Below are 10530 nucleotides of genomic sequence, written 5' to 3' on the forward strand. Positions count from 1 at the left end.
CCGCCCCGCCGCCGGCCGAGGCGGCGCCGCTGGAGCTGCTGCGCCGCGGCCTGCAAGGCCTGTTCGACAGCGGCGAGCCCGAGGTCTTCGCCGCGGTGGAGCACGAGGCCATCGTGGCCGCCTACGAACATTGCCACCGCAACCAGGTCCACACCGCGGCGCTGCTGGGCATCTCGCGCAACGTGCTGCGCGCGCAGCTCAAGCGCTTCGGGCTGCTGCCCGACCGGCCGCGCCGGCGCCCCGCCGCGGGCCAGGGCCTGCCGCGCCTGAGCTTCGATGCCGGCGCCCAGCCGGATGAGCTGGGCAGCGACTGCCCCGAGACGCTGGCCGCCTGAGCCTCGAACCCGGCCCGCGCACCCGCGCCGCCACGCCCCGCGATGCCGGGCCTGGCGGCGTTTTCACGTCCGGCCCTCGCGCGGCACGGCCCAGTGTTGCCAGGGCAACAGCGACTCAACACCCCTGCCCCGCCATGCGCAGCGCAGGGCGCCCCGAAGGGCGTGCGCGGCGAAAAACGGCCTGCAAAAGCTGGCGCTTTCCTTGCTCACCATCCCGCGGCTGACGCCGGACCCGGTGTGAATATCGATGCTCCCAAATAGTTGTTCACGCATCGACATGACCGTTGAACACTGGGATGCCTGCAGTTCCAGACAAGACCTTCAACACTGAAAGAGGACCCCTCCATGACCGCCATTCGACATCTGCGCAAAGCCGTGGTTCTGGCCGCGCTGGCCGCCAGCGCCACGCTGGCCCTGGCCAAGGACGTCACGCTGCTCAACGTCTCCTACGACCCCACGCGCGAGCTGTACCAGGAATTCAACGCCGCCTTCACCAAGCACTGGAAGGCCAAGACCGGCGACAACGTCACGGTCAAGGCCTCGCACGGCGGCTCGGGCAAGCAGGCCCGCTCCGTGATCGACGGGCTGGAGGCCGACGTGGTCACGCTGGCGCTGGCCTATGACATCGACGCCATCGCCTCCGAGGCCAAGCTGCTGTCCCCCGACTGGCAGAAGAAGCTCAAGCACAACTCCTCGCCCTACACCTCCACCTACATCTTCCTGGTGCGCAAGGGCAACCCGAAGAACATCAAGAACTGGGACGACCTGGTGCGCCCGGGCGTGGGCGTGATCACCGCCAACCCCAAGACCTCGGGCGGCGCCCGCTGGGGCTACCTGGCCGCCTACGGCTTCGCGCTCAAGCAACCCGGCGGCAACGAGGCCAAGGCCAAGGACTTCGTCCAGAAGGTCTTCGCCAACGTGCCGGTGCTCGACAGCGGCGCCCGCGGCTCCACCGTGACCTTCGCCGAGCGCAACATCGGCGACGTGCTGCTGGCCTGGGAGAACGAGGCGCACCTGGCGCTCAAGGAGTTCGGCCCGGACAAGTTCGACATCGTCTATCCGCCCGTGAGCATCCTGGCGGAGCCGCCCGTGGCCGTGGTGGACAAGGTGGTGGACAAGCGCGGCACGCGCACGGTCGCGCAGGGCTACGTGGAGTACCTGTACTCGCCTGAAGGCCAGGACATTGCCGGCCGCAACTACTACCGCCCGGTCGATCCGGCGGCCCAGGCCAAGTACGCCAAGCAGTTCCCCAAGATCAACCTGTTCACGATCGACGAGGTGTTCGGCGGCTGGACCAAGGCGCAGAAGACGCACTTCGGCGACGGTGGCGTGTTCGACCAGATCTACACGAAGAAGTAAACCCATGAAGCACACGACCTCCTCCTCGTGGCGGCGCGCGGCGGCGGCCGCCGCCCTGGCGGGCGCCAGCCTGCTGGCCCACGCGCAGGGCGCCGCCGCCACCGCGGCCGTGGACAACCCCTACGGGCTGGAAGCGCTGTGGACGCAGAGCGACTTCGTGGCCAAGGCGGTGCTGGTGCTGCTGGCGATCATGAGCATCGGTAGCTGGTACATCATCATCACCAAGCTCATCGAGCAGGCGCGCATCGGGCGCCAGGGCAAGGACGCGGCCAAGAAGTTCTGGAGTGCCGGCACCGTGCACCAGGGCGCCGAGGTGCTGACCAAGGACAGCCCCTACCGCTTCATCGCCGAGGCCGGCATCGAAGCCACCGGGCGCCACGAGGGGCTGCTGCAGCACATCGCCTTCAACGAGTGGGTGACGTTGGGCATCCAGCGCGCCATCGAGCGCGTGCAGGCCTCGCTGCAGGACGGGCTGGCCTTTCTCGCCACGGTGGGCTCCACGGCGCCCTTCGTGGGGCTGTTCGGCACGGTCTGGGGCATCTACCACGCGCTCACGGCCATCGGCGTGGCCGGCCAGGCCAGCATCGACAAGGTGGCCGGCCCGGTGGGCGAGGCGCTGATCATGACGGCGATCGGCCTGGGCGTGGCCGTGCCGGCGGTGCTGGGCTACAACTGGCTGGTGCGGCGCAACAAGACCGCGCTGGACTCGGTGCGTGCCTTCGGCAACGACCTGCACTCGGTGCTGCTGGCGCAGAACGCGGCGCGCTGAAGGTGCCGGGGAGAGCGACATGGCGATGAACGTCGCGGCCTCGGCCGACGAGGAGGACCAGGTGGTCTCGGCCATCAACACCACGCCGCTGGTGGACGTGATGCTGGTGCTGCTGATCATCTTCCTCATCACCATCCCGGTGGTGAACTACTCCGTGCCGGTGGACCTGCCCAAGGAGCGCAACGAGGCGCGCGAGAGCAAGCCCGAGAACATCGTGATTTCGATCGATGCCAAGGGCCAGCTCTTCTGGCTCGATGCCAAGCTCGACGGCACCGAGGCGCTGGTGCAGCGCCTGAAGCAGGTGTCGCAGCAGACGCCGCAGCCGGAGGTGCACATCCGCGGCGACCTCAACGCCTCCTACGACCCGGTCGGGCGCATCGTGCTGGCGTGCCAGCGCGCGGGCATCGCCAAGATCGGCTTCATCACCGAGCCGCCGCCGCGCGGCTGAGCTTCACGCAGGAGACCCCGCATGGGCATGCAAGTGGGCGCGGCCGCCTCGGGCGACGCCGAGCCGATCATGGACATCAACACCACGCCGCTGATCGACGTGATGCTGGTGCTGCTGGTGATGCTGATCATCACGATCCCGATCCAGCTCCATTCCGTCAACCTGGACCTGCCCGTGGGCAAGCCGCCGCCCACCGAGGTCAAGCCGACGGTGCTGCGCGTGGACATCGACGACCACAGCACCGTGCTGTGGAACGGCGCGCCGGTGGCCGGCCGCGCCGAGCTGCAGGCGCGGCTGCGCGAGGCCGCGGCGCAGGAGGTGCAGCCCGAGGTGCACGTGCGCCCCGACCGGCACGCCAGCTACAAGGCCTTCGCCGAGGTGATGGTCGATATCAACCAGGCCGGGCTGCACAAGCTCGGCGTGGTGGGCAGCGAGCAGTTCATAGACCGTTGACGACACACACGTACAGGAGCACGCCATGAGCGCAGTGCTGGCTCCGCAGGGAGCCCTTTACTTCCCCGGCGCGGGACAGCCGCGCCGGGCCCTCAAGCCCGGCGGCACGCGCCGCGGCACCGGGCTGGCCGTGGTCGTGCTGCTGCACGTGCTCATCGGCTGGGCGCTGGCCTCGGGCCTGGCGCGCAAGGCCGTGGAGATCGTGCGCAAGCCGGTCGAGGCGCGGCTGATCCAGGAGGAGATCGTCCCGCCGCCGCCTCCGCCCCCGCCGCCCAAGGTGGAGCGCATCAAGGACACGCCCAAGGTCCAGGCCCCGCCGCCGCCGGCCTACGTGCCGCCGCCGGAGGTGGTGACGGCCGCGCCGGCGCCGGTGATCCAGGCGGTGCAGTCCGAGGTGCCCGTGGCGCCGCCGCCCGTGGTGGCGCCGCCGGCCCCGCCCGCGCCGCCGCCGGAGCCCAAGCCGGCGGTGGTGAAGCAGGAGATCAGCGTGGCCTGCCCCGGCTACCAGGCGGTGCTGGCACAGGCGCTGGAGGAGGCCATCGAGCGCGTGGGCCTGCCCGGCACCGTCAACACGCTGATCAAGATCCGCGGCAACCAGGTGGTGGAGGTGCTGCCGCAGTCCGGCCCCAAGGAGTACTTCAAGTACGTGGTGTCCGCCGTCAAGCGCATGCGCTGCTCCGCCGGCGGCGCCGACGAGGTGCAGGTGACCCTGCCGGTCATCTTCGCCGCCCGCTGACGCGCCCACGCTTCGCTTCTCCGTCGTACCCGGCTGCGACGCGGGCCGCCAGCCCGCCCGGTCGTCATCCCGGCGAAAGCCGGGATCCACGCGCACCGGGGTCGTGGCGTGGCCGGCGCCGGCAGGCTCCCACGCAGTCCGGGGTCACGTAGCGGCCATCGTGGATCCCGGCTTTCCACAAACACACCCTCCCATGACCCGTTACCTCCTCAACGTCAACGGCCAGCCGCGCGAGGCCGAGGCGGATCCCGACACCCCGCTGCTGTGGGTGCTGCGCGACACGCTCGGCCTGGTGGGCACCAAGTTCGGCTGCGGCGTGGGCCAGTGCGGCGCATGCACGGTGCAGCTCAACGGCGTGCCCACGCGCAGCTGCATGACGCCCGTGGCCAGCGTCGGACGCAAGCGCGTGACCACCATCGAGGGGCTGCACCCGCAGGGCGCGCATCCGCTGCAGCAGGCCTGGCAGGAGCTGGACGTGCCGCAGTGCGGCTATTGCCAGGCGGGGCAGCTCCTCAGCGCCGCGGCGCTGCTGGCCGAGAACCCGCGCCCCAGCGACGCCGACATCGACGGCGCCCTGGCCGGCCACCTGTGCCGCTGCGGCACCTACCTGCGCATCCGCGCCGCCGTGCACCGCGCCGCGGACATCGCCGCCTCGGCCGCGCGCCGCCCGGGCAGCGCCGCGCGCAAGGAGTCCGCATGAGCCACGCCACCCCTTCCCTCGCGCGCCCGGCGCGCCGCCGCTTCCTCGGCCAGGGCGCCGCGCTGGGCGCGGGCCTGGTGCTGGGGCTGCGCCTGGACGCCCAGGCGCAGGGCGCCGCCCCGGTGCTCAAGCCCGGCGGCGAGGCCGTGGAGTTCCGGCCCAGCGCCTTCATCCGCATCACGGCCGACGGGCAGGTGACGCTGGTCTCCAAGCAGCCCGAGATCGGCCAGGGCATCAAGACCGCGCTGCCCATGGTGCTGGCCGAGGAGCTGGAGGTGGACTGGCGCAGCGTGCGCGTCGTCCAAGGCGACCTGGACCCCATCTACGGCAGCCAGAGTGCCGGCGGCTCCACCTCCACGCCCACCAACTACGAGAACTTCCGCCGCCTGGGCGCGACCGCGCGCGTGCTGCTCGTGCAGGCCGCGGCCGGCCAGTGGCGCGTGCCGGTGGCCGAGTGCCACGCCGCCGAGGGCGTGGTGCACCACCGCGCCAGCGGGCGCCGGCTGCCCTATGCGCGGCTGGTGGCCGCCGCGGCGGCGCTGCCGCTGCCCGATCCGGACGGCGTGCAGCTCAAGGACCCCAAGGACTACAAGCTGCTGGGCCGGCGCATCGGCGGCGTGGACAACCCGGCCGTGGTCACCGGCAAGCCGCTGTTCGGCATCGACGTGCAGCTGCCGGGCATGCTCTACGCGGTGTACGAGAAAAGCCCCGCCTTCGGCGGCAAGGTGCGCAGCGCCAACCTGGAGGCGATCCGCGCCCTGCCCGGGGTGCGCGACGCCTTCGTGATCGAGGGCACGGCCAACCTCAACGGGCTGGTGCCGGGCGTGGCGATCGTTGCGGACTCCACCTGGGCCGCGATCAGCGCGCGCCGGCGGCTGGAGGTGGCCTGGGACGAGGGACCGGTGGCCGCGCAGAGCTGGGGCGAGTTCAGCGCACGCGCGCGCGCCCTCGCCGGCCAGCCCGGCGCCATGGTGCAGCGCCGCGACGGCGACGTGGAGACCGCACTGGCCGGCGCGGCCAAGACCGTGGCGGCCTCCTACAGCTACCCCTTCGTCTCCCACGCCAGCATCGAGCCGCAGAACGCCACCGCCTGGTGGCACGACGGCGGCCTGGAGCTGTGGGTGCCGACGCAGAACCCGGCGGCGGGGCAGAACCTGGTGTCGGCCACGCTGGGCATTCCCAAGGAGCGCATCAAGCTGCACATCACCCGCAGCGGCGGCGGCTTCGGCCGGCGGCTGGGCGCGGACTACGTGGTGGAAGCCGCCGCCATCGCGCGCGAAGTGGCGAAGAAGACGCCCGTGCCGGTGAAGCTGACCTGGACGCGCGAGGACGACCTGCGCCACGACCATTACCGCCCCGGCGGCTTCCACCACCTGCGCGCCGGGCTGGACGCGCAAGGCAGGCTGATTGCCTGGCACAACCATTTCGTGACCTTCGCCAACCGCGTGCAGCGCGACGGACAGAGCGTGCTGGCCACCGGCAGCGGCGGCTCGCTCAACGGCGACGAGTTCCCGGGGCGCTGGGTGGCGAACTGCCTGCTGGAGCAGACGCCGCTGGAATGCGGCATCCCGATGGGGCCGTGGCGCGCGCCGGGCAGCAACGTCTTCGCCTGGGTGTTCCACAGCTTCATCGACGAAGCGGCGCATGCCGCGGGGCGCGACCCGCTGGAGTTCCGGCTGGAGCTGCTGGGCGACAAGGACGTCGTCCCGGCCACCGACCCGCGCGCCCTGCCCTACAACGTGAGCCGCATGAAGGGCGTGCTGCGCGAGGTGGCGGCGCGCGCGGGCTGGGGCCGCACGAAGTTCGAGCGCGGGCGCGGCCAGGGCATCGCCTTCCACTTCAGCCACCGCGGCTACATCGCGCAGGTGGCGGAGGTGACGGTGTCCAAGTCCGGCGAGCTGAAGGTGGACCGCGTGGTGGTGGTGTCGGACATCGGCGCGCAGATCATCAACCCCAGCGGTGCGGAGAACCAGGTGCAGGGCTCGGTGATCGACGCGCTGGGCACGCTGCTGCACGCGGAGCTGGACATCCAGCGCGGGCGCGTGGTGCAGGGCAATTTCACGGAGTACCCGCTGATCCGCCTGCCCGAGGTGCCCACGCGCGTCGAGGTGCATTTCCTGCAGACGGGCTTCCCCGTCACGGGCCTGGGCGAGCCGGCCTTTCCGCCGCTGGCGCCGGCGGTGTGCAACGCCATCTTCGCGGCCACGGGCAAGCGGGTGCGCGAGCTGCCGCTCAGGCGCAGCGACTTGCGGTGGACGTGACTTGCCTTGCCGCGGCCAATGGCCGCACTGGCAGGCGAAGCTGAAGGCGGTCCTAAATTCGATTGCACCTCCCTCTCTCGGCCACGGGAGAGGGTCTTTGGCTGGAGGACCCGCCATGCAAGCCCAAGCCCTGCGCATCGCCGCATCGTTCGCCCTGTCGCTGGGAGCGCCCGCGTTCGCGGCCGCACCCGGCGAGGCCGGGCCGCGCGGCAGCACCGAGATCGTTTTCACGCAGCCGGAGCGCTACATCGACGCCGGAGACGGCCCTGCCGAGGTCCGCGCCAACCTGGCGCTGCTGCAGCGCACGCTGCAGGAGCTGGGCCAGAAGTGGCTGCAACCCGGGCAGTCGCTGCGCATCGAGGTCGAGCAGGTGGACCTGGCCGGGCGCGTGGAGCCGGCGCTGCGCCATCCGCAGCCCCTGCGCGTGCTGCGCGGCGGTGCGGACTGGCCCCGCATCGACTTCAAGTACACGCTGAGCACCGCGGCCACCGGTGCCCAGGAGTCGGGTACGGCCTCGATCAGCGACCAAGCCTACCTGCTGCACCCCATCACGCATACCGGCGAGCCGCTGCGCTACGAGCGCCGCATGCTGGCGCAGTGGTTCCGCCACCGCTTCGGAGAACGCCCGGCAGCGCCCTGAGCGGCGGCCGGCCGGGCTGCGGGCCTCATCCCGGCTCTCGATCGGCGCTGCAATATCCCTCGTCATGCCCGCGAAGGCGGGCATCCACGCGGACCGGGATGCCGCCCGGAGTTCGTGGACACCCGCCTCCGCGGGTGTGACGGGATTCTTCAAGTCGGCATCAAAGGTTGGTATGAAGGCATCCTGTCCCGGGAAAGCACTGCGGATGCTTGGGTGGCAAACGCCAATACACCGGCGCTCGCATTCCACGAAAAGCCCGGCCGGAAATGGCCCCAGGCCAGCAGCACTGCTGAACTCCTGTACGAGGCGCAACACCGCGGAAGGCTGCAGGCGCCGGATCGGCCGGTAATGGCCCTTCGCATGGGCCTGGATGCGGCATTCCGCCCGGCACGGACGCTGCAAGGCATGCAGCCGTTTCTTCGCACGGGCCACCGCCCCTCTTGACTCCATGAGAACCAATACCTTCCTGCGCTCCGCACTGGCCCTGGCCGCCGGGCTGACCCTGACCCTTGCCGCGCAAGCCCAGCAGGAGCGCGACTTCAGCAAGGTCGAGATCAAGACCAACCGCCTCGCGGCCGACTTCCACACCCTGGACGGCCAGGGCGGCACGATCAGCGTGCTCAGCGGCCCGGAGGGCGTGCTGATCGTCGATTCGCAGTTCGCCCCGCTGAGCGAGAAGATCATTGCCGCGATCCGCGCCATCTCCGACAAGCCCATCCGCTTCCTGGTCAACACGCACGTGCACGGCGACCACACCGGCGGCAACGAGAACTTCGGCAAGCAGGGCACGCTGATCTTCGCGCGCGAGATCGTGCGCCAGCGGCTGCAGAACCCCAAGCCCGGCGCCAGCGGCAACACGCCGCGCCCGGCGGCCGCGGCGGCGCTGCCGGTGATCACCTTCGAGCAGCCGGTGAACATCCACCTCAACGGCGAGGCCGTGGAGCTGCTGCCCGTGCGTCCGGCCCACACCGACGGCGACCTGCTGGTGCGCTTCCCGAAGCACGACATCCTGGCCGTAGGGGACTACTTCCGCTCCGAAGGCTGGCCGGTGGTGGATCTGAACAACGGTGGCAAGCTGCAGGGCACCATCGACGCGCTGGACACCACGCTCAAGCTCGCCGGCCCCAGCACCCGCATCGTGCCGGGCCACGGCAAGGTGACGGACCGCGCCGCCGTGGCGCGGCAGCGCGAGCTGCTGATCGCCGTGCGCGACAAGGTCGCGCCGCTGGTGGCCGCGGGCAAGACGGCCGACGAGGTGGTGGCCTCCAAGCCCACCGCCGATTTCGATGCGCAGGTACCCAACGGCGCGCAAAGCGCCGAGCGCTTCGTGCGCTGGCTGTACGCGGAGCTCAAGGCCGGGCTTTGACGCGCGGGCGGCGCTTCGGCGCCGCCAACTGCCCGCTCACCGGTGCGCCGGCAACGGCCGCAGCCGGTGCAGGAACGGGTTGTAGGTGACGAGCTGCAGCGCGCCGACCTGGCGCTTCATCCCGGCATCGAGCAGGTCGCAGGCCTCGGCGAGCTGCAGCCACACCACGTCGCCGCCGGCGCGCGGCGCCGCCTCGGCATAGAGCAGCGAGGCCGACGCGCCGCAGGGGCCGATCACCTCCGCCACGTTGCGCACGAAGCGCAGCAGCCGGTCGTCGCCGAGCGGCCGCCCGTAGCACAGCAGCACCTGGCGCTCGCGCAGCGCGGCGCCCAGCACGCGCGCCTGGGACGCCGTGACCGGCTGGGCGAGGTCGAGCCCGTGGACGCGGGCGCCCAGCAGCCCGTCCAGCGGCTCGATCCGGATGCCGTCGCCGCTGCGCCTACAGTCGGGCTCCGGGGCCTCACGGGGTACGACGCTCATGCTCTGGCTCCCTCGGGTTCGGCGGCCACTGCCTGCACGCCGGTGACGTTGGCCGTTGCCGTATCCGGCCGCTTCGCGCCGGCGGCATGCAGCAGCTGCTGCCAGACGCCGGCACCGTCTACGAACACGCGCAGCTCGCCCGGCGCGAAGGCGTGCCAGGCGGCCATGCCCCAGCCCTCGACATGCTGGCCGGTGGCGCCACCGCGGGCGGACAGGCCGCTGAACGGGAAGGTCGCGGCGGTGGGGGCGTTGGCGTTGAGGGCGAGCAGTTGGCACATGGCGTCGAAGGCCTTCATTTTTCGCCGCCAGGCCGCGCGCTTTAACGAAGCCTTTGTCCGATCGACATGTGCAAGCCGCACATCGGCTCGGCCGCGGGCTGCCGTGCCGTGGCGATGCTCACCAGCGCCCGGCCAGGTTCTTGAGCAGTTGGTTCACCGCGCTGAGCTGGCGCGCCTGCACGTCCAGCAGGCTGCGCTCGGCGTTGAGCGCGGTGTTCTGCGCCGTGACGACGTTGAGGTAGCCCACGGTGCCCACGCGGTACTGCTCTTGCGTGATCTCCAGGTTGCGCTGCGCGTTGCCCAGCGCCTCGCGCAGCAGCGCGGCCTCGTCCCGCAGCCGTTGCGCCAGCACCAGGTTGTCCTCCACTTCCAGCAGCGCGGTGAGCACGGTCTGTCGGTAGGCGGCCGCGCTTGCCGAGGCGCCGGCGCGCGCGGCGTCCAGCACCGACTGCTGCGCCCCGCCGTCGAAGAGCCGCTGCGCCAGCGCGCCGCCCAGGGACCACGCCAGGCTCGACGCCTCGAACAGGCCGGCGCCGGCGCTGCCGCGCAGCCCGCCGCTGGCGCTCAGCGTCAGGGCCGGGAAGAAGCCCGCATCGGCCACGCCCACCTGCGCCCAGGCCGCTTCCAAGCGCTGCTGCGCGGCGCGGATGTCGGGCCGGCGCTGCAGCAGCGCGCCCGGCAGCAGCTCGGGCACGGGCGGCGGCG

At 71.6% G+C, this 10530-nt stretch carries 14 protein-coding genes; 11 read left to right on the forward strand and 3 right to left on the reverse strand.

All coding sequences use genetic code 11. From position 1 onward, the window contains the following. From Q0741_RS26505 to Q0741_RS26555, 11 genes are all read left to right on the forward strand, one after another. On the forward strand, positions 1-335 hold a 335-nt coding region (locus Q0741_RS26505), incomplete at its 5' end, for a helix-turn-helix domain-containing protein (protein WP_298236194.1). A gap of 345 nt (positions 336-680) precedes the next feature. After that, positions 681-1694, forward strand: coding sequence for a sulfate ABC transporter substrate-binding protein (locus Q0741_RS26510; RefSeq protein ID WP_298236195.1), 1014 nt, complete (start codon positions 681-683; stop codon positions 1692-1694). A 4-nt stretch (positions 1695-1698) separates the two neighbouring features. Continuing rightward, complete coding sequence (locus tag Q0741_RS26515) at positions 1699-2463, forward strand: MotA/TolQ/ExbB proton channel family protein (RefSeq protein ID WP_298236196.1); 765 nt, start codon at positions 1699-1701, stop codon at positions 2461-2463. A 19-nt stretch (positions 2464-2482) separates the two neighbouring features. Then, a complete protein-coding gene (locus Q0741_RS26520) occupies positions 2483-2911 on the forward strand; it encodes a biopolymer transporter ExbD (RefSeq protein ID WP_298236197.1) in 429 nt (142 codons plus the stop codon). Positions 2912-2932: 21 nt separating this feature from the next. Beyond that, positions 2933-3364, forward strand: coding sequence for a biopolymer transporter ExbD (locus Q0741_RS26525; protein ID WP_298236198.1), 432 nt, complete (start codon positions 2933-2935; stop codon positions 3362-3364). A 25-nt stretch (positions 3365-3389) separates the two neighbouring features. Then, on the forward strand, positions 3390-4100 hold the full coding sequence (locus Q0741_RS26530; protein ID WP_298236199.1) for an energy transducer TonB: 711 nt from the start codon (positions 3390-3392) through the stop codon (positions 4098-4100). Positions 4101-4293: 193 nt separating this feature from the next. After that, positions 4294-4800: a (2Fe-2S)-binding protein gene (locus Q0741_RS26535; RefSeq protein ID WP_298236200.1), complete on the forward strand. Its 507-nt coding sequence runs from the start codon at positions 4294-4296 to the stop codon at positions 4798-4800. Next, positions 4797-7061, forward strand: coding sequence for a molybdopterin cofactor-binding domain-containing protein (locus tag Q0741_RS26540; RefSeq protein ID WP_298236201.1), 2265 nt, complete (start codon positions 4797-4799; stop codon positions 7059-7061). Before Q0741_RS26535 ends, Q0741_RS26540 begins: the two co-directional genes overlap by 4 nt. 115 nt (positions 7062-7176) lie before the next feature. Beyond that, complete coding sequence (locus tag Q0741_RS26545; RefSeq protein WP_298236202.1) at positions 7177-7701, forward strand: DUF3016 domain-containing protein; 525 nt, start codon at positions 7177-7179, stop codon at positions 7699-7701. A gap of 114 nt (positions 7702-7815) precedes the next feature. Beyond that, positions 7816-8145: a hypothetical protein gene (locus Q0741_RS26550; RefSeq protein WP_298236203.1), complete on the forward strand. Its 330-nt coding sequence runs from the start codon at positions 7816-7818 to the stop codon at positions 8143-8145. Between the two features lie 4 nt (positions 8146-8149). After that, complete coding sequence (locus Q0741_RS26555) at positions 8150-9067, forward strand: MBL fold metallo-hydrolase (protein ID WP_298236204.1); 918 nt, start codon at positions 8150-8152, stop codon at positions 9065-9067. Between the two features lie 36 nt (positions 9068-9103). On the opposite strand, the gene Q0741_RS26560 is transcribed toward Q0741_RS26555, so the two are convergent. From Q0741_RS26560 to Q0741_RS26570, 3 genes are all read right to left on the reverse strand, one after another. After that, positions 9104-9547, reverse strand: coding sequence for a hypothetical protein (locus tag Q0741_RS26560; protein WP_298236205.1), 444 nt, complete (start codon positions 9545-9547; stop codon positions 9104-9106). Continuing rightward, positions 9544-9843, reverse strand: coding sequence for a class II glutamine amidotransferase (locus Q0741_RS26565; protein WP_298236206.1), 300 nt, complete (start codon positions 9841-9843; stop codon positions 9544-9546). Before Q0741_RS26565 ends, Q0741_RS26560 begins: the two co-directional genes overlap by 4 nt. A 100-nt stretch (positions 9844-9943) precedes the next feature. Further along, the coding region (locus tag Q0741_RS26570; RefSeq protein ID WP_298236207.1) for a TolC family protein at positions 9944-10530 on the reverse strand (587 nt) is incomplete at its 5' end.

Origin of the sequence: uncultured Azohydromonas sp. (assembly GCF_937926365.1) — a bacterium.
In the GTDB taxonomy this organism is placed as follows: domain Bacteria; phylum Pseudomonadota; class Gammaproteobacteria; order Burkholderiales; family Burkholderiaceae_C; genus Azohydromonas.